General features: G+C 74.4%; 23 protein-coding genes and 2 pseudogenes. 11 read left to right on the forward strand and 14 right to left on the reverse strand.

The window, feature by feature from the left end; all coding sequences use genetic code 11:
* Positions 1–540 (reverse strand): annotated as a pseudogene (locus A2U95_RS24960) (hypothetical protein); the annotation flags it as partial.
* A gap of 229 nt (positions 541–769) precedes the next feature.
* Between A2U95_RS24960 and A2U95_RS24965 the strand changes: the two are divergent.
* The 3 genes from A2U95_RS24965 to A2U95_RS24975 all read left to right on the forward strand — a co-directional run bounded on the left by A2U95_RS24965 (position 770) and on the right by A2U95_RS24975 (position 3,208).
* Positions 770–1,369, forward strand: a complete 600-nt coding sequence (locus A2U95_RS24965; RefSeq protein WP_166027008.1) for a hypothetical protein — start codon at positions 770–772, stop codon at positions 1,367–1,369.
* A gap of 207 nt (positions 1,370–1,576) precedes the next feature.
* Positions 1,577–2,602, forward strand: coding sequence for an SEC-C domain-containing protein (locus tag A2U95_RS24970; RefSeq protein ID WP_166027010.1), 1,026 nt, complete (start codon positions 1,577–1,579; stop codon positions 2,600–2,602).
* 102 nt (positions 2,603–2,704) lie between these two features.
* On the forward strand, positions 2,705–3,208 hold the full coding sequence (locus A2U95_RS24975) for a lamin tail domain-containing protein (protein ID WP_166027011.1): 504 nt from the start codon (positions 2,705–2,707) through the stop codon (positions 3,206–3,208).
* Between the two features lie 76 nt (positions 3,209–3,284).
* On the opposite strand, the gene A2U95_RS24980 is transcribed toward A2U95_RS24975, so the two are convergent.
* Complete coding sequence (locus A2U95_RS24980) at positions 3,285–3,851, reverse strand: L,D-transpeptidase (RefSeq protein WP_166027013.1); 567 nt, start codon at positions 3,849–3,851, stop codon at positions 3,285–3,287.
* Between the two features lie 259 nt (positions 3,852–4,110).
* Here A2U95_RS24980 and A2U95_RS24985 point away from each other — a divergent pair, with 259 nt between their 5' ends.
* Both A2U95_RS24985 and A2U95_RS24990 read left to right on the forward strand, forming a co-directional pair.
* Entirely contained in the window at positions 4,111–4,728 is a 618-nt protein-coding gene (locus tag A2U95_RS24985; protein WP_166027015.1) for a TetR/AcrR family transcriptional regulator, read from the forward strand.
* Entirely contained in the window at positions 4,725–5,741 is a 1,017-nt protein-coding gene (locus A2U95_RS24990; protein ID WP_240958054.1) for a DMT family transporter, read from the forward strand. Before A2U95_RS24985 ends, A2U95_RS24990 begins: the two co-directional genes overlap by 4 nt.
* Before the next feature lie 26 nt (positions 5,742–5,767).
* Here A2U95_RS24990 and A2U95_RS24995 read toward each other — a convergent pair whose 3' ends face one another.
* Genes A2U95_RS24995 through A2U95_RS25005 form a run of 3 tightly spaced genes read right to left on the reverse strand, consistent with a single transcriptional unit; the run spans position 5,768 to position 9,196 of the window.
* Positions 5,768–6,439, reverse strand: a complete 672-nt coding sequence (locus tag A2U95_RS24995) for a hypothetical protein (protein ID WP_166027017.1) — start codon at positions 6,437–6,439, stop codon at positions 5,768–5,770.
* Between the two features lie 38 nt (positions 6,440–6,477).
* On the reverse strand, positions 6,478–8,721 hold the full coding sequence (locus A2U95_RS25000; RefSeq protein ID WP_166027019.1) for a DUF6571 family protein: 2,244 nt from the start codon (positions 8,719–8,721) through the stop codon (positions 6,478–6,480).
* 19 nt (positions 8,722–8,740) lie between these two features.
* A complete protein-coding gene (locus A2U95_RS25005; protein WP_240958056.1) occupies positions 8,741–9,196 on the reverse strand; it encodes a hypothetical protein in 456 nt (151 codons plus the stop codon).
* A gap of 348 nt (positions 9,197–9,544) precedes the next feature.
* Here A2U95_RS25005 and A2U95_RS25010 point away from each other — a divergent pair, with 348 nt between their 5' ends.
* The 4 genes from A2U95_RS25010 to A2U95_RS25025 all read left to right on the forward strand — a co-directional run bounded on the left by A2U95_RS25010 (position 9,545) and on the right by A2U95_RS25025 (position 13,209).
* The gene (locus tag A2U95_RS25010; RefSeq protein ID WP_166027021.1) at positions 9,545–10,750 is read left to right on the forward strand and encodes a hypothetical protein; all 1,206 of its coding nucleotides are present in this window, start codon (positions 9,545–9,547) and stop codon (positions 10,748–10,750) included.
* 220 nt (positions 10,751–10,970) lie between these two features.
* Complete coding sequence (locus A2U95_RS25015; RefSeq protein WP_166027023.1) at positions 10,971–11,156, forward strand: hypothetical protein; 186 nt, start codon at positions 10,971–10,973, stop codon at positions 11,154–11,156.
* Positions 11,157–11,434: 278 nt separating this feature from the next.
* Positions 11,435–12,655 carry a PP2C family protein-serine/threonine phosphatase gene (locus tag A2U95_RS25020; RefSeq protein ID WP_240958064.1) on the forward strand — a complete coding sequence of 407 codons (1,221 nt, stop codon included), beginning with the start codon at positions 11,435–11,437 and terminating at the stop codon, positions 12,653–12,655.
* 218 nt (positions 12,656–12,873) lie between these two features.
* A complete protein-coding gene (locus A2U95_RS25025; RefSeq protein ID WP_166027025.1) occupies positions 12,874–13,209 on the forward strand; it encodes a beta-Ig-H3/fasciclin in 336 nt (111 codons plus the stop codon).
* Between the two features lie 406 nt (positions 13,210–13,615).
* On the opposite strand, the gene A2U95_RS25030 is transcribed toward A2U95_RS25025, so the two are convergent.
* Both A2U95_RS25030 and A2U95_RS25035 read right to left on the reverse strand, forming a co-directional pair.
* Positions 13,616–14,815: a CDP-alcohol phosphatidyltransferase family protein gene (locus A2U95_RS25030; protein ID WP_166027027.1), complete on the reverse strand. Its 1,200-nt coding sequence runs from the start codon at positions 14,813–14,815 to the stop codon at positions 13,616–13,618.
* A 361-nt stretch (positions 14,816–15,176) separates the two neighbouring features.
* Positions 15,177–16,226, reverse strand: coding sequence for a zinc-binding dehydrogenase (locus A2U95_RS25035; protein ID WP_166027030.1), 1,050 nt, complete (start codon positions 16,224–16,226; stop codon positions 15,177–15,179).
* Positions 16,227–16,427: 201 nt separating this feature from the next.
* Between A2U95_RS25035 and A2U95_RS25040 the strand changes: the two genes are divergently transcribed.
* Entirely contained in the window at positions 16,428–16,682 is a 255-nt protein-coding gene (locus A2U95_RS25040; protein WP_240958069.1) for a hypothetical protein, read from the forward strand.
* Positions 16,683–16,828: 146 nt separating this feature from the next.
* On the opposite strand, the gene A2U95_RS25045 is transcribed toward A2U95_RS25040, so the two are convergent.
* Positions 16,829–17,335 carry a DUF6584 family protein gene (locus tag A2U95_RS25045; protein ID WP_166027032.1) on the reverse strand — a complete coding sequence of 169 codons (507 nt, stop codon included), beginning with the start codon at positions 17,333–17,335 and terminating at the stop codon, positions 16,829–16,831.
* Positions 17,336–17,542: 207 nt separating this feature from the next.
* Between A2U95_RS25045 and A2U95_RS25050 the strand changes: the two genes are divergently transcribed.
* Positions 17,543–18,343, forward strand: a complete 801-nt coding sequence (locus A2U95_RS25050; protein WP_206283056.1) for a GNAT family N-acetyltransferase — start codon at positions 17,543–17,545, stop codon at positions 18,341–18,343.
* 120 nt (positions 18,344–18,463) lie between these two features.
* Here A2U95_RS25050 and A2U95_RS25055 read toward each other — a convergent pair whose 3' ends face one another.
* The 6 genes and pseudogenes from A2U95_RS25055 to A2U95_RS25080 all read right to left on the reverse strand — a co-directional run.
* Entirely contained in the window at positions 18,464–19,000 is a 537-nt protein-coding gene (locus tag A2U95_RS25055) for an HD domain-containing protein (RefSeq protein WP_166027035.1), read from the reverse strand.
* Positions 19,001–19,206: 206 nt separating this feature from the next.
* Positions 19,207–20,274 carry a hypothetical protein gene (locus A2U95_RS25060; protein ID WP_240958070.1) on the reverse strand — a complete coding sequence of 356 codons (1,068 nt, stop codon included), beginning with the start codon at positions 20,272–20,274 and terminating at the stop codon, positions 19,207–19,209.
* A gap of 102 nt (positions 20,275–20,376) precedes the next feature.
* Entirely contained in the window at positions 20,377–21,159 is a 783-nt protein-coding gene (locus tag A2U95_RS25065) for a hypothetical protein (protein ID WP_166027039.1), read from the reverse strand.
* Positions 21,156–22,157: a sigma-70 family RNA polymerase sigma factor gene (locus tag A2U95_RS25070; RefSeq protein WP_166027041.1), complete on the reverse strand. Its 1,002-nt coding sequence runs from the start codon at positions 22,155–22,157 to the stop codon at positions 21,156–21,158. The genes A2U95_RS25065 and A2U95_RS25070 overlap by 4 nt, the downstream gene beginning before the upstream one ends.
* A complete protein-coding gene (locus A2U95_RS25075; RefSeq protein ID WP_166027043.1) occupies positions 22,154–22,405 on the reverse strand; it encodes a hypothetical protein in 252 nt (83 codons plus the stop codon). The genes A2U95_RS25070 and A2U95_RS25075 overlap by 4 nt, the downstream gene beginning before the upstream one ends.
* A gap of 234 nt (positions 22,406–22,639) precedes the next feature.
* Positions 22,640–23,431: pseudogene (locus A2U95_RS25080) on the reverse strand (hypothetical protein); the annotation flags it as partial.

Raw genomic sequence — 23,431 nt, forward strand, 5'->3', positions numbered from 1 at the left:
CGCCGTGCCGCCCACGCTCCCGCCGGCCGGGGCGCTGCTGGGCGAGCCACCGCCGGCCGGGGCGGGCAGGGTGCCTCCCGCCGCGCCGTGTCCGGTCCCCGCCGCACCGCCGGGGACGACGGCGACGGCACCCTGCCCGGGCACGAAGACCGCCCCGCCCGCACCGCCACCCGCCGGGGATCCGCCGGCGCCGGAGGCCGTCGCGACGCCCGGCACCCCGTCCCCCCTCGCCGCCGCGTGGAGTTCGAGCGCCTCCTGCAGCTCTTCCTCGCCGCGCCCCAGCACCGCGTGCAGCGCCCGGATCACGTCCGGCCGGGCCAGCGTCGGCCGGGTCCGGTGCAGGTAGCGCGAGAGCATCTCCTGGCTGGTCTTCACGCCCCGCTCCCCCAGCCGCCGCGCCAGCGAGGACTGCGTGGCCCGCCCCGGGTCCTCCTGCCACCAGCTCCGCAGCGTGGCCGCGAGCCTCAGACGGGCGGCCGGCTCCGCCACCGCCCCCGCCGTCGCGAACTCCCCGTGATCCCGCCCCGGTTCCTCACGCATTTGATGCGCCTCCCCCACGCCCCCCTGCATGAACGCTGGTCAGCCGCGTGCATAGGAGCCGATTTGTGCATGAATCAACTGACCCGCCGGAAGTATAGGACTCGCCGGAATTGCCGGGGCAGTGTTGAAGCGTCCAAGCCACCCGGTCGAGCGTCATCGGCCGGGTGAAACCACCGTCGGACGCGCTCCACGACGCGATCGCGACGGCAGTTCGAAAGGACCCGCATCCGTGCGCAACGCCACCGAGCAGCTCGCCCCGGCCACCGAGGCCACCTCCTCCGGCAAGCCGGCCCGCCGGCGCAAGGGGGCCGTCGCCGCCCTGCTCGTCACCGCCCTGGCCGGCGGCCTGATGGCCTTCTCCCCGGTCGCCTCCGCCGCCCCGGCCGCGGCGGACTCCGTGTCCTCCTCGCGCCCCGGTGACCGCCTGAGCGACCGCGAGGCGGACCGCGTCCTCGACCGCGCGGGCGTGCGCCGCGTCTCGCCGGGCGACTGTCACAACGTCAACCGCTCCCGCTGCACCAGCTACCGCGGCATCCAGGAGGACACCGTCCGCGGCCTGGTGCACCTGAAGCGGGACAGCCGCTGCCAGGTGGTCGTGGTCAACGGCACCGAGGTGGGCAACGACCGCGACCACCGCAGCCGCTACAGCCACGCGAGCGGCCACAAGGTCGACCTGCGGGAGAACCGGTGCCTGGTCCGGTACATCCGCGACACCGCCGACCGGGTCCGCGGCTCGCGCGGCGACGTCGTCTACCGCGACAGCCACCGCGGCCGCCCGTACGTCCAGTACGAGCTGGAGTACGGCGTCGTGGACGTCACCTACTTCTGACGTCCGCCTTCCGACGTCCGCGCTCCCGGACGCCGCCCGGGCGCCCGCCCCCGGCCCGGTCCGCGGTTCCCGACGCCCACGCCACCCGGCGGCCCCCGGCCGCCGGGTGGCGCGCGTCCGGGGAGCCGCGGACCGGGCACCGTGACGCTGCCGACACCGCGCCCCCGCTCCGCCCGCCGCGTCGGACCCCGGCGCTACCGTGAGGACATGCGTCCCGACATGCCTGCTGAGAACGCCGTCGACCACACCGAAGAAGCGGCACGCCTGGAGCGCGCCGCCGACCTCTATCCGGAGGACGCCGAAGCGCTGCTGCTGCGGGCCGCCGCCCACCACGAGCTGGCCGGCGACCGGCCCGCCGCCACCGCCCTCTACGACCGGCTGCTCGCCTCGCCCTCCGGCCTGGACGACCCGCACCTGGTCCGCGCCCTGAAGGCGGCCAACCTGTGGCAGTACGACCACGTCGCGGAGGCCCGCGCGATCGTCGTCGGGATCCGCGCGGCCAGGCCGCGGACGCCCGGCCCGTGGATCGTCGTCGCGGAGGCCCTGGAGGCGCACGACGAACTCGACTCCGCGGAGGAGACGTTCACGGACGGCGCCCGCCTGCTGATCGGCGACTCCCGGGAGCCCACGTCCGCCACCCGCCCCCTGCTCTACGGCCGGCACCGGGTGCGCCGGATGCTGGGCGCGGACCACGACGCCTGGGACGCGCTCGCCGACCGCCTGCACGACGCCTCGTCCGCCGTCCGCCTGGACGAACTGCACGACCCCAAGCGGGTCTGGTCCCTCGGCTCCTCCGACCCGCGTGAACTCGCCGCCGAGATCGCGCGGCTGCACGCCGAGCTGGGGGCCTTCCGCCGCGAGATCTCCCGGCCCTTCCCGGTCGCGGTGCTGCACTGGCCGGAGACCGAACTGGCCGAACTGCTGGCCGCGTACCCGGAGCTGGCGGCGGAGTACCCCTCCCACTCCGCCCACGTGACGGCCATAGAGGCCAGCCTCCGCGAGCTCGCGGCCTCCGGCACCCCGAACCTGGGCATCGTCTCCGGCACGGTCCCCTCCTACGAGGCCTTCGCCGCCTCCGAGGGCGCCTCCCCCGGCGACGCGGCCCTGCTCCCCCAGTACGCCACCACCCTCGCCGCCCGGGGCCGCGCCTCCGCCTGGCCCCCGGAGCCCGCCTCCGCCTGCTGGTGCGGCTCCGGCCGCCCCTACAACGCCTGTCACGGGAACCGCGGATGACACCTGTGACCGAACCACAACATTCATAGTCTCGTCACACAATCTTCACGCGCCATAGACTCCTCCCCTCGCCGCACCCGCATCACCGAGGGGGGAATCCTCATGCGCAGGTCCACCGTGCCCGCGGCCGTCCTGGCCGCCGTCTCCACCGTCTCGCTGGGCGTCCTGACCGCCGCTCCCGCGCAGGCCGCCGAGTACCACTCCGCGCTGAAGATCCGGGGCGTCCAGTACGACGCCCCGGGCTCCGACAGCAACAGCTGCACGTCGGGCAACACCGATGAGGAGTACCTGACGCTGAAGAACTACTCGAAGACCGCGACGATCAACCTCAAGGGCTACGTCGTGAAGGACGCCGCCGGGAACCGGTTCACCTTCACGGCCGGCCACTCGCTGCAGCCCGGCGACTACGTCCGCCTGCGCGGCGGCCACGGCGCGGACTCCGACGCGAAGAACGTGGTCTACCGCGACAACTGCAACTTCCTGTGGAACAACGACAAGGACACGATCCACCTGTACAAGCCGTCCGGTCCCGCTTCGGACTCCCACGCGTACAGCAGGTCCGCCCACGACGGCGACCGGGACGGGTACATCGGTTTCCACGGCTGACCGCCTTCCTCCGCCGTCCCACGCGGGCGCGCCCCCACCGGGGCGCGCCCGTCGTGCGTCCGTCGTGCGTCCGGCCTCAGCCGGTCACCTTCAGCCGCTCCGGCCACCCGAGGCCGTCGAGCCGGGCGAACAGGTCCTTGATGTCGTCCGGCCGGAGCTTCACGCAGCCGTCGGAGAGGTAGTCGGCCTCCCCGTCCCACCGGCGCGGCTCGTCGTCCCCCTGGCCGCCGTCGCGGTGCATCTCCGAGTGGACGAACATCTCGGTCCTGGTCGCCGCGCCCCCGGCGCACCTCATGTTCTCCAGCCGGATGCCGTAACCGCGCACCTTGCCGCCCTTGAACCGCCGGTCCTTGAGCAGGATCCGCCAGTCGCCGTCGGGCAGCCACCCCCGTCCGGCCGCGCAGTCGTCGGTGCTCCCGTCCCCCGACCCCGCCCGGTAGCGGGCCTGCCGCTGCCCGTCGCGGTGGACGGTGAGCGTGGAACGGCTCGGATCCGCCGGGTTCTTGTCGAACACCAGCGTCACCTCCGGCCGCGCCGCCACCGGGGCGCCCGCCGCCCCCGTCATCCCGGTCGTCCCCGCCACGGCGGCCAGCACGACCGACGCCCCGCAGACCCCCCGCACCCACCGCGATCCCGTCGCCACCGCGCCCTCGCCTCCCCTTCCGCTCCGCACCGGCCGCCCGGCCGCCCGGCCAGCCGTCCGTCCGTCCGTCCGTCCGTCCGTCGCAGCATCGACGGCGGGCGAGCGGCCGCGGAAGCCCGCGCGGGAGCGGTCACCCGTGCGGCCGGAGCCCGCCGTCGTCACGCGCCCCGCCGCGCGCCGCGCGATTCCCCCACGGCCGTGTTCGGAACAACCTTTATTAGGTAGACTGACCTACCTAATAAGTGAGGGGGGTCATCGGATGAGCGACACGGAACCGGCGACCGCGCGTCCCGGCAGGCGGCGGGGGGCCGCCCGGGAGCGGCTGCTCGCGGCCGCGGCGCGCCGTTTCTACGCGGACGGCGTGGCGGCGACGGGCATCGACACGATCACCGCCGAGGCGGGCGTGGCGAAGATGAGCCTGTACAACAACTTCGCCTCCAAGGCCGACCTGGTGAGCGCCTACCTCGACGCGCGGCACGAGGAGTGGCTGGGCCTCTACCGGCAGCGGCTGGAGGCGGCGCGCGACGGCCGCGGCCGCGTGCTGGCCGTCTTCGACGCGTACGCCGATCACGCCGATCGCTCCGCGCTCTCCCACGACCGCGGCTTCCGGGGCTGCGGCCTGCTGAACGCCGCCGCCGAGCTGCCCGCCGGGGACCGGGGCCGGGACGTGGTGCGCCGGCACAAGGAGGAGGTCGAGGACCTCCTCGCCGGGCACGTCGAGGAGTTGATGCCCGGTCGTCCCGAGGAGGCGCGCGGGGTGGCGGAGCACCTGTCCTTCCTGCTGGAGGGCTCGATGGTCCGGGCCGGCCTGGAGGGCGCGGGGACGCGTCTGCGGCACGCCCGCGCGATGGCCGCCGGCCTGCTGGAGCGGCTGTGAGGCGGCCGCCCGGCCGGGCGGCCGCCTCGGCCGGCGCGGGCGCGGCGTGCGTGCTGCTGGCGTCGCTGCTGTGGGGCACCACCGGCACCGCGGCCACCTTCGCCCCGGCGGTGGGGCCGCTGGCGATCGGTGCCGTCGCCATGGGCCTGGGCGGGCTGCTGCAGGCCCTGGTGGCCGCGCCCCGCATCCGTCGCGCCCTGCCGGACCTCCGCGCCCGAAGGCGCGTCGTCCTGCTCGGGGCGCTGTCGGTCGCCGCCTATCCCCTGGCCTTCTACACCTCCATGCGGCTCGCCGGAGTGGCCGTCGGTACGGTGGTGTCGATCGGCTCCGCCCCGCTCGCCTCGGCCCTGGTCGAGCGGATCGCCGACGGACGCCGCCTCACCCGCCGCTGGACGGCCGGCGCCGCGCTCGGCCTGTCCGGCACGGTCCTGCTGTGCGCCGCGCAGGCCGCGGGCGCCGGCCCGGCCCGCGCGGGGGCGGGTTCCGCCGGGGCGACCGTGCTCGGGGTGGGGCTCGGCCTGGTCGCCGGCCTCACCTACGCCCTATACGCCTGGGCCGCCCACCGTCTGATCAGCCGCGGCGTCCCCTCGGGCGCGGCGATGGGCGCCGTCTTCGGCCTCGGCGGCCTGCTGCTGATGCCGGTGCTGCTGGCCACCGGGGCGCCGCTGCTGGCCTCCTGGTCCGGCGCGGCCGTCGGCCTCTACATGGCGCTGGTGCCGATGTTCACCGGTTACGTGCTGTTCGGCTGGGGCCTGGCCCACGTGCCGGCGAGCACCGCGACCACGCTCTCCCTGCTGGAGCCCGTCGTCGCGGCCGTCCTCGCCGTCCTCGTCGTCGGCGAGCGCCTGCCGCTCCTCGGCTGGGTCGGCATCGCCATGGTCGTCGCCTGCCTCGCCGTGCTCACCGTCCCGGGCCGGCCCGCCCGGAGGCGGCGGCCGGTCACCGCCGCCGCGGGCACCCCCGCCCCGGTGGACGACGGCGTCGCGCTCGCAGGGGTCCGCGAGACGCCGTGAGCCGGGTGGACCGGGGGGCGGGGCGGTCAGCCCTCCGGCGCCTCCTCCGGCAGCTCCGGGTCGTTGACGCAGCCGGCCTCGTCCGCGATCACCCGTGCGGCGTCCAGCAACAGGTCAAAGCGCGGGGTGGCCGCGGCGTCCTGGTCGAAGTGGTCCGTCATCGTCACCTCGAGGGGGACGCGCGTCTCCTGGCCGCTCATCGCCCCTTCGGCCCGGCACCTCACGTAGGCGGAGTGCTCCACCCGGTCGTCGAGTTCCCAGGCCACCAGCTTGACGTCGTCGCCTGCGTCGGCGACCCGGCCCCCGCCCTCCAGCTTCCCCGCCGGGAGCTTCTCCAGCGGGAAGGTTCCCGGTCCGGCCTTGAGGGTGACCAACCCGTCGCCGTTCCTCGCGTCCGGGGGGACCAGCCGGCACACGTCGGGCAGGAAGCGGAAGCTGAAGTCCTCGTCGGCGTCAGGGGTCCAGGCGCGTGCGGTGTCGCCGAACCGCCGTACGGCCTCGCCCACGTCCTGCACGTCCCGCCCGGACTCGACGACCTGGGAGCCGTGGCCCTTCTCGGCCCAGTCGACGCCGGCCGTGCCGATGAGCTGACGGCACCGCTCCGCGTCCTTCGCGGTGGCGGAGGGCGACGCGGCCCCCGCGGCTTCCCCGGCGGCGGGCGCGTCACACGCCGGGAGCCATCCACCCAGGCATATCAACAGAACGGGAAGGGCTCTTCCCGCGCCGGCCTTGCGCATCACTTCTCCACGTTGTCGGTGTCCGTCACTGCCCTGCCCCTGTTGTAGGCGTCCTCCATGTCGGGCATCAGGTCCTGGATCTCCTGCTCCGGCACGCCGGTCCGTATCAGGTACTCCCGCAGGGGCGCCGTCGCGTTCACCGCGCCGGCGGTCCTGGCCTCGTCGAGCGACTTGATGGCCTCGGGAGCGTTCTTGTACTCCTTCTCCTTCAGCCAGTCCATCATGTGGTTGCCCACCGCCGTCTCCACGGCGCTGCCCACGGTGTCGGCGATGATCGGCACCGCCACCGCCCCGGCGCCGGCCGTCGGCGCGGCCACCAGGCCGGTGCCCACACCGACGAGTGCGCCGGCCCCGAACTCGATCCAGGCCGCCTGCTTCTCCAGCTCCAGGTTCCGCTTCTCCTTCTCGTCCTTGAACTCCCCGGCGATGGCCTCCATGCGGGCCTCGTCGATCATGCCGTGCATGCGGACGCTGTTCTCCGCCGCGTTGATGGCGTCCGCCTGGTTGTCGCCGTGGGCCGCCATCAGGCTGGTGCCGTAGATCTGCTGCGCCTGGGCGAGCGTCTGGTGGGCTCCCTCGTCCGCCGCGATGTTCCGCAGGAACGCGGTGGTGTCGCCCTCGCCGAAGTCCCGCAGGTAGGCCTCGTTCTTCCCGTAGAAGCCGTCCCTGTCGGCCAGGTCGCCCATGCCTCCCCAGTTGGCCATGGTGTAGTTGATGCTGTCCATGTGACCGGCGGCGACCCGCGCCAGGCTGGACTCGATGCCCTTCTGCTTCTCGAGCACCTCGGGATCCGCGTACGCCCCGACGACCTCCATGGCCAGCGCGGTCCGCTCCGTCCTCGCCCTGATCTGCTCGGTCGTCTCCACCGGCGGGATCGCCGGTTCCTTGCTGTCGTAGGGGTAACCCAGCGTCGCCGACTCCAGCGCGTGCCCGAGGTTGTCGTAGCCGTCGGTGTTCTCGGGCCACTTACGGCCGTGCTCCTCGTGGCCGACGAGGTACTCGAGGTTGCTGATCCGCTTGTCGCCCTTGCCGGTCTCGTCGTTGAAGAAGTCCAGCGAGGCCTCGGGGTTGTGGCCGAGGGCCTCCAGGAAGCCGGCCATCGGGTCGTTGGAGTTCTTCTTGTCGTCGGGGTAGTTGAGCGTGATGCCGCTCGTCCAGGGTTCGCCGTCGCCGCGCCAGCGGTCGCGCTCGTGGGTGACGAGCGCGGTGCCGTAGTCGTGGAGGAACTCGCTCTCGAAGCGGCCCTTCTGCATCAGGCTGCTCATCACCTGGAAGCCGGTGGGCCCGATGGGCAGGTCGCCGGGGAGCTGCTTGGGGCCGGCGGCGATCAGGTCCTTCTTCCACTGCTCGACCGCCGGGCCGTCCCCGTACGAGGCGTTGGCGAGCGACATGCTGAGGTTGTCCTGCACCCTGGCCAGGAGCTTGGCGCGGTCGCCCTCCTCCGCCCCGCTGTACGGGTGGGCGAGCTCCCGCCACATGGCGAGCGTCTGTTCGGCACCTATGCCGGTGAAGAAGGCCTCGGTGAAGCCGGGGTTGTCGCGGTGCAGCGTCAGAGCGCGGTTGAACGCCTCGAGCTCGTCGTCGCTCCACTTCTTGTAGTCGCCGGAGAGGATGTCCTTCTTCCACTTCGCGGCCTGCTCGCGCCCCTGCCGGGTGTCGGCCTCCTTGAGGCTCCCCGCGCCCGCGCCGGAGAAGTCGTGCTCGTCCTTCATGATGCCGCGCAGCGCGTCCTTGGCGATGCGGTCGGTCTCGGTGGCCTCCCACAGGATGCGGGTGATCCGGCTCTTGGCCGCTTCCAGCTCTTCCTGCGAGGGCTTCGCCGCGGCCTGCTGTTCATTGACGGGGCCCTTCGGGCCGTTGTCGACGATCGTGCCGTCGCCGAGGACGAGGATGTTCCGCGCCTTCAGCTCGGAGACCGCCGTCTCCAGGCTCTCCTTGTGCTTCGCCATCTGCGACGCGAGGTCGCTCAGGATGCCCAGGACGTCCTTCGCCTCCGCCGCGGCGTCCTCGAACTGCTTGGCCGTCTTCGTGACGAACTCCCGGGAGACGGTGGCGTTCACGCCCTCCCAGTCGGCGGCCTTCGCCTTGCGTTCCAGGTCGCGGGCGCTGACGTCGCCGCTGCCGCCGACCGCGAGCTTGTCGAGCTTGCCGGCCATGACGCGCCAGTCGTCCACGGCCTTCTTGAGGTTGCCGAGGCGGAGGTCCCTGAGTTCCCCGACCGTCAGCGTCGCGATGTCCGCCATGTTCCGTCCCCCGTGCGCGTCACTTCATGTAGTCCGAGATCTTCGACAACGGCTGCAGATCGGCGCCCGCCGCCCCCACGCCGGCGGAGGCCTCGTCGTCGTCCTTGGCGTGCTGCGAGCTGGTGAAACTGAGGTGGTTGCGGATGTGGGAGCACGCGTCCAGCAGGACGTGCAGCTTGGTGCTCCACACCTCGGCGAGCCGCAGCACCTGGTGGCCCGAGTCCAGTCCGTCGTTGGAGAGTTCGACCCCGGCCGAGAAGGTGGTCGGGCGGGCGTGGTCGCCGTCGACCTGCATCCGCTGCCTCAGGTCGTCGGCCAGCGTGCCGAGCGCCCGGAGCTGCTGGTGCTTCACCTTCAGGTCCGGTCCACCGGCGCCCTGTTCGGCCGGGAGCTGGTTGAGCCGCATTCCGGCAGGCGCGCCCGGAGCTGCGGCGGCGGCCTGCGTCTTCAGTTGTTCCCACTCTTCCCAGGCCATGTCCCCCGGTCGCCCTTCCATGACGCTGTCCTCGTGCAAACTGAACAACAGTCCTATCAATGGATTGCCAGACGGTCGTTCTTTCGGTGACGGAACTGGCCGGATTCATTCGATCACGGGGCGGCGCACCCGCCGTCGACCGGTACGGGGAAGAGCGGCATCCCTTGAACGGCAGGGTCCTCACCCCTCACCGCGCGGACCTCGACCGCCCTCGCTCCTCCCTCCACCGCCATCACAGGTTGGCCGGTTCTCGGCGGCTCCGGCAGGGCCGTTCCCCGCCCGGTCTCGTCGCCCCTGTTACCTTCCGGATCGTCCGGCCGGGCGACGACGGACGCACAGGGGGAACGGATGCGGCGCGACGAGGACTGGCGGACACCCCGTTGGCTGGTGCAGGTGTGGACCGTGGCCGCGGTGGTGGGGATCGTGGCCGGCGCGCCCGTGATCGTGCGGACCGTGGGGCAGGCCTACGACGACCACCGCGCTCCGGGGGAGAGCGCACGCGTCGTCGACGAGGCGTGCGCGGGTCTCGTCACGGGGGAGGAGGCCCTGCGGCTGGAGAACGGCACCGACCGGCTGTCCGCGGAACGCGGCCTCTCCCCGGGGGGCCTCTGCACGATCCACGGCGCGGACGAGGACCGCCACGAGCCCCTGCTGGAACTGCGCGCGACCGCCGTCACCCACACGGTGGGCACGCCCGCGTTCGGCGGCGGTCCGTTCGGTTCCGATCCCGCTCCCGACGGCCTCCCGGCCCGGGTCGCGACGCCCGAGCCGCAGCCCTTGGGCGACGGCTCGCCCGGCTCCCACACCGACCACGAGGTGACCGTCCGCGCCGTCTGCGGCCCCGGGTCGGGGAAGTCCGCCCCCGGCGTCCTCCTGGTCACCGCCCGGTCCGGCGAGGCCCCCCTCTCCCGCGCCGGCCTCGACCGCCTGGCCCGGGTCGCCCGGGCCGCGGTGCCCGGGGCGGCGGCCATGAGGAAGTGCCGCACCGAGGTCCCCGCGTTCCCCACCGGTCTCACGCCCGTCGGCCGGGCCCTGCGCCCGCTGACCGGTGCCGACGGCTCCTGCGCCTGGCTCGAGGAGCACGTCGAGCGGTCCGCCCGGCGGGAGGCGGCGGCCGACGCCCTCCCCGACCGCATGGTCGAGGTTCCCGTCGCACCCCGCAGCGCCGCCGAACCGTGCTTGCTCGCGCCCGGCGCGGAACGCACCGGCGAAGGACTGGCAGGCCTTCCCGAGGACGAGCGGAGGAAGGAGGGCGGCAGGCTGCGGGACGGCCGGTCGCACTGGTACCTCCGCACGGACTCCTACTTCGGGCCCGACGCCGAGCGGGTGCGCCGCGCCACCTGGCCCGACGGCGACCGCCCGCTCGACCCCGGCACCTCCGGGCACGACCCGGACACCGGCCTGCTGTGGGCCTCGTCCACCTGCGACGGCGCGCCCGCGGTCCACGCCATGACCGTCGGCCGCCCCTACGGCCGGGTCCTCGCCGACCGCCTCCCCGCCCTCTTCCGGGCCTACGTGGAGGACGTCACCGAGCGCCGCGGCTGCACCGGCTGAGGCTGCCGGAGCCGGGTGCCGCCGGGGAGTGAACCGGCGCGGAGGCGGGGGCGCGTCGTGTCGGGGCTCGCGCCCCCTGCTGGGTCCGACGGGTGAACGGAGGGGGCGACACGAGGCCGACGGCGCGCCCGGGCGGCCCACGGCTGGTGCCATGGGGCCACCGGACGCGATCACCCGCCCGACCGTTCCGCGTCCGGGGACCGAAACCTGAGGAGGAACCATGCGCGTTCGCCGCGCCACCGCCACCGTTCTGGCCGCCTTCGCCCTCGCCGCCGTCGGCCTCGGCGCCGGGACCGCCGTCGCCCACGACCACGACGACGACCACTCCCCGAACATCTTCTCCGGCACCCAGTGGACCTCCGAGGAAGGCAACTACGGCACGGCCAACGCCGGTCACGACGACTGACGGCCGCGCCGCGACGTCGCCGACGTCGCCGACGTCGCTGACGTCGCTGACGTCGCTGACGTCGCTGACGTCGGATCCGCTCCCGCCCCGCACCCCCGCAGCCCCGCGTCCGGCGACGTGACGGCGTCGGGGGTGCGGCGCGTCGCGGCCGGGGAGCCGGCACGGCGCGGGGCGCACCACACGCCCGCCCACCCGTGCCGCACGGCGGCCCGCCGAGGACCGGGCGGTACCGGAGGAGCCGTGAGCGCCGCGGGCGCGGCGGTGGAAGGAGGCAAGCCGTGACCGGGAGGGCGACGGCGGCGCTGCAGCTGGCGCGCATGATCCAGGAGAGCCACACCGTCACCCTCGAGCAGCTGCCGGAACTGGTCACGCGGCACGGGGCGGCCGCCGGCCTGCACGAGACCGCCCTGTTCATCGTGGACATCCAGCAGAAGGTGCTGCGCCAGCTCACCGGCGAGGGAGCGGACGCCGGCCACGGCGGGCAGTTGCTCACCGTCGACGGCAGCCTGCCCGGGCAGGCGTTCCAGCGCGTCGACGTCCTCCCCGAACGGCTGGCACGGCCGGACAGCAGCCGGCAGCGCTGGTGGGTGGCCGTCACCGACGGGGTGGAACGGCTGGGCGTGCTGCGGGCCGACACCGACACCGACGGCGACGAGATCAAGGAGGCCCTGCGCGACCTGGCGTCGACGGCGGCCCTGCTGCTGCTCAGCAAGCGCGCCTACAGCGACTCCTACGCCCGTCTGACCCGCACCGAGCCGATGAACGTCGCGGCCGAGATGCAGTGGAACCTCACGCCGCCACCCGCCTACGCCGGACATGCCGTGACCGTGGGCGCCGCGATGGAGCCCGCCTACCACATCGGCGGGGACGCCTTCGACTACGCCGTGGCCGGTGGGACGCTCCACCTGAGCATCTTCGACGCCATGGGCCACGACACCACGGCCGGCATCACCGCCAACGTCGCGGTGGCGGCCTGCCGCAACGCCCGCCGCCAGGGCGCGTCCCTGCTCGAGACCAGCCGGCACGTGGAGGACACCCTGGTGCGGGAGTTCAGCACGGAGCGCTACGTCACGGGTCTCATCGCCGAGCTGGAGATGAGGACGGGACGGCTGACCTGGATCAACCGCGGCCACCACCTGCCGGTCCTGCTGCGCGGCAACCGGTGGACCACGGAACTGGGCTGTCCTCCGGCCGGTCCCATGGGCACCGGCCTCAAACTTCCGGTGACCGAGTGCACCGATCAGCTGGAGCCCGGTGACCGCCTGCTGTTCTACACCGACGGCATCGTGGAGGCGCGCGGGGCCGGAGGGGTGGAGTTCGGCCGGGACCGGTTCATCGAGTTCGTCCTGCGCCACCACTCGGGCGCGATGACGCTGCACGAGACGCTCCGCCGGCTGATGGCCGCCGTGGTGGAGCACCACGGCGGGACCCTCGCGGACGACGCCACGGTGCTGCTCACCGAGTGGCGCGGGGGCCACCAGGGGGAGCTGACCCCGTGAGCGCCGCCCCGTCCGGGCAGAGGGCGGAGGGCCGCAGACCACGGGCCGCGGGCTGCGGGCCCGATGACGTGGCCGGCGGCCTGCCGCGCCACCCGTTCCGCCCCTCCGGGGGGAGGACGTCACCCGTTCCGCCCAACGCGGATGCCGCCGTCCGCGTGCCCGCCACATGATGGACGCACCTCAGCCCCTGCGAACACCGCGAGGAAGCGAGAGCGCCCATGGCACCGAAATCCGTACGCCGCCCGCCGTCCCACCGCGCCGCCGTGATCGCCGCCGCGGCCGTCACCGTCGGCGCGACCGCCGTCGCCCTGTGGCCCTCCGGTCAGGCCGCGGCCGCCGCCGGCGCCACCCCGGCCTGCCTGAAGCGGTACGTCAACCCCACCCATGAGGGCTTCGACGTCCACCTCACCAACGACTGCGCGAGGACGACGCGGGTCCGCGTCGTCGTGGACAACGCGGGTGACAGCCCTTGTTACCCGCTGGCCCCGGGGAACTCGGTGATCCACACGCACGAGTCGATCACCGGGGTCTACGAGCGCACGGTCACCTGCTGACGGACGGCACGGCACGAGGTCGCCCGGACGGCCCCACGGGCGTGCGGAGGGCGGCGGGCCCTGGTGGGATCGTCACGTCGGCCCCGCGCCGCCCGGGCCAGAGCCGCGCGGGGCCGACGACGAGGCCCTCGGCGGGCGGGCCCGCTTCCGCCGCCGACGCATTCACTTCACCCCTGCGGGTGAGCCCCTTGCCGCCACGGCGGCGGGGGCCGGGAGGAGGGTCCGGCAGGCAGGACTCGACTCCGGTTCCCGATGGTGGAGGAGACGAGGAACCGGCACCCGCACATGCGGGTGCCGGTGCCGTGCGCGCCGGGAATCCGGCCGGCGACCCGACGTGTCGCGGGGGCCGGCGCGCGACTCCGGAGCCTGATTCCGGAAATCCGGATTCCGTGTCGGGGCCGGCCGGTCAGGACTTGACGGCCGCGGCCGGGACACCGGCCGCCTCGGCCCGCGACTGCGACTGCGCAGGCATGAACGGCACGGCGTCCGCCTCGCCGCCGAGGGCGGTGACGGGGGCGGGCTCGGGCTCGGGCGCCACGTACCCCTTGAACGCCTGCGGCACGATCACGCCGACCGTGTTCGCCGGAGCGGGGCTCAGCTCGGCCATCACGCGGTTGAAGTCCTTGGTGGAGAGCCAGAACTTGTACATGATCACGAGCTCGAAGGCCAGCATCAGCGCCGCCGCGACGGCGGTGGTCCACAGGAGCTGGCCGATCAGCGGGCCCACGATGAAGACGAACATCTGGAACTCGATGCCGCTGACCAGGTGCGGCCTCACCCGGCGGTTCAGCAGCGCGGTGCGCACCCGGGTGTACCAGGGGAACTTGGTGCGGAACTCGGTGTGCAGGTCGATGACCTTGCGGTCGGGGACCCGCGCGGCCGCGCGCGCTTCCTCGGAGCGGTCGTCGTCGCCGTCGCCCTCCCCCTCGGTCTCGCTGTCGCGGAGCAGGTCCTCCATGAACACGACACCGGCGTCCACCGCGGCCTCGCTCCCGGCCTCGCCCTCGGCCACGGCCACGTCCTCATCCCCGGAAGCCGGGGTCGTGACGACGCCCGCCTCCAGCGCGGCGGCCCTCTCGGCCGCGCGCCGGGCGCGCACCGCCTTCTTGATCCTGCCGCGCATGCCCGCGCGCATCTTGTAGATCTGCAGCGCGTCCAGGTACCGCAGGCTGTCCAGGAAGACGATCACCAGGCCCGCGAGGAGGAACACCCCCTCGCCGGTGCGCAGGTACTGCCCGCCCATGAGGCCGACCGCGCAGAAGAGCACGCGCACCCGGTCGAAGACGTAGTCCAGCCAGCCGCCGAACAGCGAGCCGTTGTTCTTGAGCCGGGCCAGCTTCCCGTCGACGCAGTCGAGCACGAAGCTGAAGTGGTAGAGCACCGCGCCGATGACCAGCGACACCGGATCGGCGGCCAGGAAGAACCCGGCCGAGACCAGACCGAACACCAGGGCGGCCCAGGTCACCCCGTTGGGCGTGACGAACCGGAACCTGGCGAGCACCATCAGCAGCCGGGTGGCCAGAGGATCGACGAGGAACACCGTCCACCATGCGTCCCGCTTCTTGCAGGTGATGCGCTGGACGGCTCGGAGGGAAAGTTGGCTCATGGCTCCTCGTCACACGGGATGCTTCTCCGATTGGCTGCTGCCTCTCGCCGTCGGCCACCCCGACGACCGCCCCCGCGTCGGCGGTCTCGCGCTTCGGCACATGGGAAATCGGACTCGTGGCAAGGAAGACTCACGTCGCCGCCAAAAGTTTGCCCCCCATTCGGGCGGTGTTAATCACATGTCCTGCCGTACAACCTTTGTGCGGTGTCGGTCGTCTGTGCTGCTGAACGTTCGATGCGGTTCGTCCTTGTCCATGGGACCCCTGTGCGTACGTCACGGAAGTCGTCCAGGAATCGCCGGGGCCCCTGCCGTCCCTTCCGCCGGCTGCGGCCCGGCGGAAGGGACGGCAGGGGCCCCGGGGTCAGGGGAGGAGGACGATCTTCCCCACGTGCCCCCGGCGGGCGAGTTCCTCCTGCGCCAGCGCGGCCTGCTCCAGCGGGAACGTCGCGGCGATCACGGGCCGCACCGCGGCCTCGCGGGCCATGTCCATGAGCAGGTCGAAGTGCCTCGGCGTGTGCATCGTGGAGCCGATCACCTGCGCGTTGTGCAGGTAGAGACGGCGCACGTCGAAGGCCACGTCGTACCCGCCGAGCGCACCGGCGACGACCCACCGTCCCCCTTCGCGCAGCCACGGCAGCCCCTCGCCCAGCAGGTCCCCGGCGACGACGTCCAGCGCGACGTCGACGCCGTCCGGGGCGACCTCGCGGACCTGTTCGCCGATGTCCCGGGCGCGGTCGACGACCTCGTGGGCGCCCGCCTCGCGCACCAGGCCCATCTTGGATCCCCTGCTGACGGCGAGCACCCTCGCCCCCCGCGCCCGGGCGATCTGCACCAGTGCGAGACCGACGCCGCCGGACGCCCCCGACACGAGCACGGTCTCCCCCTCCCGCAGCCGCCCCCGTTCGATCATGCCCAGCGCCGTGCCGTAGGCGGTGGGCAGCGCGGCGAGCTGCGCGTCGCCCAGCGGGGAGTCCGTCACGTCGTGCACGCGCGCCACGGGCGCCGTCACGTACTCGGCGTAACCGCCGTCGCGCTCGCTCCCCATCAGGCCCACCGGGTACGCGTCCGGCCCGTCGGCGTCGTAGAACGCGGGGTCGACGACCACCCGCCGTCCCACGAGCCCGGGGTCCGCGTCGGCTCCGACCGCCACGACCCGGCCGGCCACGTCGGCGCCCTGGATGCGCGGGAAGTCGATCGGCCCCCGCCATCCCGACAGCGCCTTCGGGGCTCCCGGGCGGCCGTAGGCCCCGTCCCGGGTCCACAGGTCGGTGTTGTTCAGCGCCACCGCGCTGACCCGTATCAGCGCCTCCTCCGCCTCCGGGGCCGGCACGGCCACCTCCGCCGGCACGAGGACCTCCGGCCCTCCGTGCGCGGTCAGCCGCACGGCGCGCATCGTCTCGGCCACTCCCATGGTGCGAACCCCTCGCAGGTCTCCCGGCGCGCCGGCCACCGCACCGGCCGCGCTCCCGGGCCCCTCGCCCCCCGCGTACCACGCCCCGTCCTCGGAAAACTCCGGCCACCGGACGTCCGGTGCGGCTGCCCCACGGCTACAGTGCGGCGGTGTCGCGCCGGACCCCGGCGCGCCGAACCCCGAGGCACATGGACGGTTTTCGTGATCCAGTTCCGGATGGACCAGGTGGCGGGCCTGCCGCCGGCGTTCGCGATGGCACTGGGCGTGTTCCTGCTGCTCTTCGTCGCCGGCCTGACGTGGGCGCTCCTGTGGCTGCCGGACTCCTCGAAACTGCGCAGCCCGGCCGCCCGCGAGCGGGCGCGGCGCCGCAAGAAGAGCCGGAAGCGGCAGCAGGCACTGCGCCGGCGGCGCGAAGCCCTGCGGCGGCGGGCGCGGCGGCGCGGGGACGGGGACTGACGGGCCCGGGCGGAGCGCCGCCGTTCCTCCCCTGGCGCTCGTCGTCCTCCCCCGCCGCGCCGGCAGGTGCTCCGCCACCGGGCGGGCGGGAGGACCGGCCCGTCACGGGGCGTGGCCGGCCCCCTGGCTGCGGCCGTCCTCCGCCGTCAGTCGAACAGGGCGACGAGTCCGTTCACCCAGACCGCCAGGAACGCGAGCACCGCCACCACGCATCCCGCCCCCGCCAGGGCGCCGCCGAGGCCGCTCCCCCCGCCGTCCACCGGCTCGTCGGACGGCACCGTGTCCCAGTCGACCGGGCGGCCCAGCGCCTCGGAGCAGGCGGTCCGCACCTCGGCCAGCCGCTCCCGCGCGAAACCGGTCGCCGCGGCCGACTCCGGGCCCCGCCAGGCGAGCGCGCGCATCCGCCGCGCGGGCGTGCGGTACCTCGCCTCGAAGGCCGCGGTCTCGCCCGGGTCCCCGTCCTGCTCGAGGTACGCCCAGCGGCCCGCCTCCGCGGGGTCCCCGTAGAGGCGGTACACCTCGGCCAGGCGGCGGCGCAGGGTCAGATCGGTCGGGTGGGAGGACACCAGACCGCGCAGGCGCTGGCGCGCCATCGGAACCCGGCCCGCGGCCAGGTCGGCGTCGACCCGGGCCAGGGTGTCTCGCAGAGGCATGCCCGCATGATCGAACATCCTTCCGCCCACCGTCGACCGGGTTTCGGCGACCGGCCCGGCACGTACGGCGCGCACGGCACGGCATGGCACGACATGGCCGGTTCGCGCCGTGGCCTCCGGCGGGCTCGGACGTTGAACTGGTATGCCGGACGCGGCACTCCCGCGCCCGGCCCATCACCACTCGACGAGGCGAAGGACTGCGGAACCGTGGCGGATCTCGCGGACGCGATCGAATCGATGCGGCAGCTCTCCACCGTGTGGCGCGCCATGGTGCTCGACCGCACCCCGGACGCGGACGTGCGGGACCTCCCCGGCGTCGCCGTCCGCTGGGCCGACTGCCGGTTCCCCTTCTGGAACGCCGTCACCCTCACCGAGGACGGCGTGGACGCGGCGCTCCTCGACGCACGCCTGCGGCAGGCGGCGGAGGTGATGCGCGCGAAGGAGCAACCGGGCTTCCTGTGGCTCTTCGAGGACCTGCTCGGCGAGGACGCCCGCGCGGAACTGCCCGCGGCGGCGGAGCGGGCGGGCCTGGAGTTCGCCTTCCCCGGCACCGGGATGGCCGGTGACCTGCTGCCCGTGCCGGAGCCCCGCCACCCGGACCTCGCCTTCGTCCGGGTGACCACCGACGCCCACCTGCGCGACTACGCCGACCTCAACTCCCGCGCCTACGGCTTCGACCTGGCGGCCGGCCGCGACGGCATCGAGGGCTCCACGCTGTGGAAGGGCGAGGTGTTCGCCTACCTCGGCCTGCGCGACGGCACGCCCGTGACCTGCGCGGCGGCCGTCGAGGCGGACGGCCGCCTGTTCGTCGCGCTGGTCGCCACGGATCCCGGCCACCAGCGCCGGGGTTACGGCGAGGCGGTCACCCGCAAGGCCCTCCACGAGGGCGCCCGCGCCACCGGGCTCACCCGGGCCACCCTGCACGCCACCGAGGCCGGGGCGCCGGTGTACCCGCGCATCGGCTTCGTGCCGAACTCACCGATGCGGTTCTACGCGCTGCGGCCCTGACGCCGCCGGAGGGGTCTTCGCGGAGGGGCGCCCCGGCGCGTCGCGCCGCGTCGTCCGCATCGCCCGCGTCGCCCGCGTCGTCCGGACGGGTCCGCCCGGCCGGGCGTGGCGGCCGCCGCGCTACGCGTGCCGCCGGGACGCCCGCCGCCGCTCCCGCCGCTCCTCCAGCTCCGCCAGCAGGGACGGGTTGACGACGGTGACGATGGCCTCGACGTCACGGTCGTCCGCCGCGGCCCACAGGACGTCGCGCGCCGCCCGGTACTTCGCGGCCAGGCGCACCCGCTTCTCCTCCGGGAGCCGCGCCGCCCGGTCGGCACGGCTGTTGTGCGCGTTGTCCGAGATCTTCACGAGCGTGGCGTCCCGGTCACCGGCGATGCGGCGGATCCTCTCCTCGTAGGGCACGCCCGGCTGGTTGGTCACCGCCTCGACGGTGGCGACGACGCGCGGCGGGACGCCCTCGGCGCGCAGCCGCTCGGCGGTCCAGTCGGTGTCCTCGACGACGTCGTGCAGCAGGCCCGCCATGACCAGTTCGTCGCCGAACGGCGCCAGCCCGGCGGCCACGGCCCGGACGTGCTCGACGTACGGCACGCCGATCTTGTCGGTCTGCCCGGCGTGGGCCGCGGACGCGAGCGCGTCGACTTCGCTGACGGTCTTCACGGGACCCCCTCCTCCGACGGCCGGCCCGGCAGGGGCCCGCCGGGGCCATTCTTCCCCGGCCGCCGCGGGGCCCACCGGTCCGGCCCCGGCCTCCGCGCCGCGCCGCGCCACGCCGTGGGCGGGCGGCACCGCGCCGCCCGCCCCGTCCCCCGTCCCGCGCCGCGTTCCGCGTTCCGCGTTCCGGGTCCCGCGTTCCGCGTTCCGCGTCAGGTCGCGATGCCGGCCGAGGTGCGGGCGAACCAGGTGCGCGTCTCGTCGGCGGAAAGGACACGGGTCAGCTCCGCCGCGCCCGGCAGGTGGGGGAAGAACCGGTCGGCGTTCCAGCTCCGCCGGTACGCCGGCTCGTCGAGCACGAGCAGGCGGCGTCCCTCCACCACGGGTATGTCGTCGGGCAGCCCCTCGTTCCAGATCCGCTCGCCGTCCGGGGCGAGGAGTTCGAAGGCGCCGGTCGCCACGACGTCCGTGCGGCCGCGGGCCGGTGCGGGATCCGTGGCCAGGCGGACGCTCTCGGCCGAGGGCGCGGCACCGGGCACGTGACCGCCGCCGACGAGGACGTGGGCGAGCAGGGTGTGCAGCTGGAAGTTGTCCCCGATGCCTCCGATGCGCACCTCGAACCCGCGCCCGGTGGGCCGGTGCAGCACGATCAGCGGCTCGTCGTCCAGGACCGCCAGCGCGTGGGCCAGGCACTTGAGGTCGTGCGACTCCAGCGCCGCCACCTCGCGGCAGGCGGGAAGGAGCGCGGCCGCGTACCGGCGGCGCACCTCCGCGCTGCGGCACAGCACGGCCAGCGCGGGCGGCTGCCAGCTCTCCACGGAGCACCAGGCCAGCGCCAGGCGCAGGGCCTCGTGCCCGTCGCCGCCCAGGCGGGCGAGGAGCGCGTCGTCGATGCCCTCCTCGTCGGGCTCCGGCAGTGCGTCCCCGTCTCCCCCGGCGGCGGTCCAGCGGCGGGCGAACTCCGACGCGTCGAGCAGGTCCCGCCGGACGGCGTCGAGGACCGGCTCCGCGCACGCCAGCGGATCGGCGCCCCGCTCGACGCAGAAGCCGGCCGCGTTCGCCAGGAACGGCCGCGGGCCGGTGGGCGGGAAGGCGGGCAGCAGCGCGGCCAGCCGCGGCCCCGCCGGGACGAGTTCGTCGTCCGGCGCCTGCTGCAGGGCGCTCATCGCGGCGCCGAAGGCCCGCTCGGTGCGGGCGCCGTCGCGGGCCTCGACGGCCTGCTCCAGCTCGGTCACGAGGGCGCCGAGACCGGCGGCCTTCCTGTTCCTCTTGAAGATCACCGGCACACCGTAGACGCGGGGACCGACAGCGGAGAAGCCGCGTGCGGAGCGCTTCGGCGGAGGACGCCCTCGGGGGGCCTCCTCCGCACCCGCGGCCGGTCCTCACCCCTCGGCCGGCCCCTCGGTCCGGGGGTGGGCCGGGAGCCGTCCGTCCCCACCGCCGCCGTCTCCGTCCCCTTCCGGGCCGTGGGAGGCCGAACGGCGTCCCGGCCCCCCGCTCAGCAGGGCACGGACCCGCTCCGCGAACCCCGGGCCGGGCACCGGCAGGTCGAACGCCGGGTACCTGGCGTGCCCCGGGGCGACGGCGTGCGGGATGTACTCGAGCAACGCCTCCACCACCGCGTCCCGTTCCCGCTCGCCGAGCTGCTGGGGGCGGAGTCCCGCGAGCAGGTCCAGCATCGCGGGGAACGTCACGTCGAAGGCGAGGCGGACGCCCGGCGGCCGTCCGCCGCCCGCACCGGTCCACCGCTCGACCGGGCTGCGGTCCAGCCACAGCTCGGCGGCGTCCTGCTCCCCGTACTTCCGGTGCTGCAGGTGGAGGCAGTACGGGGACAGCTCGTCCTCCGCCCCGGCGGCGTACTGCCACCAGGCGCGCGCGCCGTCCTCGTCGTCGGCCAGCTGCAGGACGCATCCGACGAGCCGGGCGCCGAGGGGCTCGGGAAGCCGGTCGGTGAGGAAGGAACGGAGCGCGGTGTGCGCGTAGTGCGCCAGGAGCAGCTCGCACAGCACGGCCAGCTGTCCGTCCGCCCGCCTCTCCTCCGGGTCCCGGGCCGGGTCCGGGACCCGCGGTCTGCCCGGTCCGCCGCCGATCGGGACGACGTCCTGTGGGACACGGTCCCCGTCCGGTATCCAGGCTCCCGCGAGCAATCGCTGGACACGGCTCATGTCGTCATCCCTCCCGTAGTGGTTCTGAAGTGCGGGGCCTGCTCCAGGTGTTCCTGGGCCTGCCGGTCCCACAGGCCGACCATGCCGGGGTCCGTCCCGAGCACGTCCGCCGTCTCCTCGGCGCTCCGGCGCAGCACGTACCGCAGGATCAGCACGTCGGCGTGGCGGGGGGCGAGTTCGCGCATCGCCCTGAAGAGGTCCGTCTGCTCGGTCAGCCGGCCGAACGGGTCACGCGGGTCGGGCAGGTCGTCCCCCAGGCCCGGGAGGCGCGGGAGGCGCGACGTGCTCGCCAGGTCCGCCAGGTCCGGGAGGCCCTGCAGGTCGGGGAGGTCGGGCAGATCCGGCAGGTCGCGGCCCCAGCGGACGGACACCGTCCGGGACGCGGCGACACCGTGCGCCGTCGACGGATCGGCCCATGCCATGACCAGCTCACGCAGCACCGTCCAGACGTGGCCGGCGACGCTGGCGCTGGAGAACGCCACGTCCATGCGCGCCCACACCACGGTCAGCGCCTGCTCGACCACCCCGTCGGCGGCGTCCGGCCGCAGGAAGACGCCGGCGTAGGCGCGGTACGTCGCACCGTGCAGTTCCCGCAGCCCTTCCAGGGCCCTGGGCATCGGTGCCCGCAAGTCGTCCTCCACCCCCGCGTTCCCCTCGATCCACTTCTCCTTCTTGCGCGCCTCCCGCGCTCCGGCGAGCCACAGCCGGCACAGCGGCGCGAGCGGCAGGTCCATGGCGGCGGCCACGGCCTTGGTGATCTCCCAGCGCGGGTACTTCCCGCCGTAGCCCCGGAGCAGCTCGGAGATCTTGGACTTGACGAAGTTGCAGTCACGGCCGAGCTGTTCGACGGTGCGCCCGTCCCGCTGGTGGCGGTCGCGCAGGACGGACAACAGGACCAGGTGGGTGCCGACGACACGCGGATCGACCTCACTGGGCCTGCGCCCCCGCCTGGGGGCTTTCGCAGGCTCGTCGCCCTCCGGTACCGGGGGTCTGTTCAACAGGGCTGCTCCTTGTTCCGCTCGGGCTGCGCACCCGGCTCCGGCCCCCCGGCCTCTCCCGCCCGCCCCACCGCGCGCCGGGCGTCGCCCCTGGCGGCGCGCCTCGTCCCCACGAACTGCAGCAGGGCGGGCACCACCGCGGGCACCACCGCCGCCGCCACCGCGGCCTGGTCCACCAGGACCATCACCGTGCTCCATGCGAACGTCGCCACCAGCACGACGTACGGCCAGACTTGCCTTGCGGACATCGCTCACATCCGAAATCGTGCAGACAGATGAATCCGCCCCGCCGACCGAACAGGTCTTCGGCGGTGACGGATAGTCAGCATGGTGGGTGAGCAGACGATCACGCAATGTGATCATGGGTTCGGGGAACATTGCGCCCGCGCACGCCCTCGTTTTCCTTCCCGCGCCTCACGGACGCGGGCGGCCCGAATGATCCGCACGGCGCGGAAGGCGTGTGCGGCGCGGGCGGGCGAAAGTCACACCCCTGACCGGACCGCGGCCCCTCGGAGCAGAGCCCGCAACTCGGCGACCCGTCCCGCCGCATCAGGGACCACCGGCCACGATTCCCGCGTGACGTCACCGGGCGATCCCCCCGGCGCCCCACCCGACGGCACGGCATCCACCGCGTGATCCGCCACGCGTTCCATCACGCGGTCCGTCACGACGCCGGTGGCGCAGTCGACCGCGAAGTACTCGACGGGTCCGACCGCGCACCCCGTGCAGACGCCCGTCTCCTGCCCCTCGGGCAGGAGGCCGCCGCACCCGGGGCTGCCGCACTCGGCGTAACTCTTCCACCGCCTCCTGGGCGCGGGCAGCTTGCGCTCCAGGCGGTCGGCGAGGATGTGCCTCGCGCTGTGGACCCTCGGCGGCAGGCCCTGCGTCAGCGCGTCGGTGATCTCCACGGCGGTGGCACCGCGCCCCAGCCACCGGCTCACGGCGGGAACGAGCTCGCGGACCTGCCGCTCACCGAGCCGCAGCCGCGGGTCCACGACTTCGAGCCGCCACAGGATCCGCGCGGCCTCCGCCTCCCGCGCCGCCTGGGCCGTGTCGGCCGCCGCCGCCCCGCTCGCGCTCTGCTCGCCCGCTCCTCCCACCCCGGCGACCGCCGCGGCCTCCACCCCGGCGTCCGGTGCCGCCACCCGCCCGGTTTCCCGGTCCGGCTTCCGGCTACGTCGCCGCCAGGGGATCAGGGAGGGCTTTTCCCCGTCCTTTCCCTGTTGCTTCTGCCCGCAAGGGGACGTGCCCGCCTCCCCGGCGGCCGCGGGGCC

This window comes from Streptomyces chilikensis, assembly GCF_001642695.1.
Lineage (GTDB): Bacteria > Actinomycetota > Actinomycetes > Streptomycetales > Streptomycetaceae > Streptomyces > Streptomyces chilikensis.

Excerpts from the sequence above, each read along its gene's own strand:
- A2U95_RS25035 (WP_166027030.1), bottom strand. The coding sequence starts at position 16,226 with ATGGGAGTGGCCGAGACGATGCGCGCCGTGCGGCTGACCGCGCACGGA.
- A2U95_RS25010 (WP_166027021.1), top strand. The coding sequence starts at position 9,545 with ATGCGGCGCGACGAGGACTGGCGGACACCCCGTTGGCTGGTGCAGGTG.
- A2U95_RS25030 (WP_166027027.1), bottom strand. The coding sequence starts at position 14,815 with ATGAGCCAACTTTCCCTCCGAGCCGTCCAGCGCATCACCTGCAAGAAG.
- A2U95_RS25005 (WP_240958056.1), bottom strand. The coding sequence starts at position 9,196 with ATGGCCTGGGAAGAGTGGGAACAACTGAAGACGCAGGCCGCCGCCGCA.
- A2U95_RS25015 (WP_166027023.1), top strand. The coding sequence starts at position 10,971 with ATGCGCGTTCGCCGCGCCACCGCCACCGTTCTGGCCGCCTTCGCCCTC.
- A2U95_RS24985 (WP_166027015.1), top strand. The coding sequence starts at position 4,111 with ATGAGCGACACGGAACCGGCGACCGCGCGTCCCGGCAGGCGGCGGGGG.
- A2U95_RS25045 (WP_166027032.1), bottom strand. The coding sequence starts at position 17,335 with ATGCCTCTGCGAGACACCCTGGCCCGGGTCGACGCCGACCTGGCCGCG.
- A2U95_RS25000 (WP_166027019.1), bottom strand. The coding sequence starts at position 8,721 with ATGGCGGACATCGCGACGCTGACGGTCGGGGAACTCAGGGACCTCCGC.
- A2U95_RS25065 (WP_166027039.1), bottom strand. The coding sequence starts at position 21,159 with ATGAGCCGTGTCCAGCGATTGCTCGCGGGAGCCTGGATACCGGACGGG.
- A2U95_RS24975 (WP_166027011.1), top strand. The coding sequence starts at position 2,705 with ATGCGCAGGTCCACCGTGCCCGCGGCCGTCCTGGCCGCCGTCTCCACC.
- A2U95_RS25075 (WP_166027043.1), bottom strand. The coding sequence starts at position 22,405 with ATGTCCGCAAGGCAAGTCTGGCCGTACGTCGTGCTGGTGGCGACGTTC.
- A2U95_RS25025 (WP_166027025.1), top strand. The coding sequence starts at position 12,874 with ATGGCACCGAAATCCGTACGCCGCCCGCCGTCCCACCGCGCCGCCGTG.
- A2U95_RS24970 (WP_166027010.1), top strand. The coding sequence starts at position 1,577 with ATGCGTCCCGACATGCCTGCTGAGAACGCCGTCGACCACACCGAAGAA.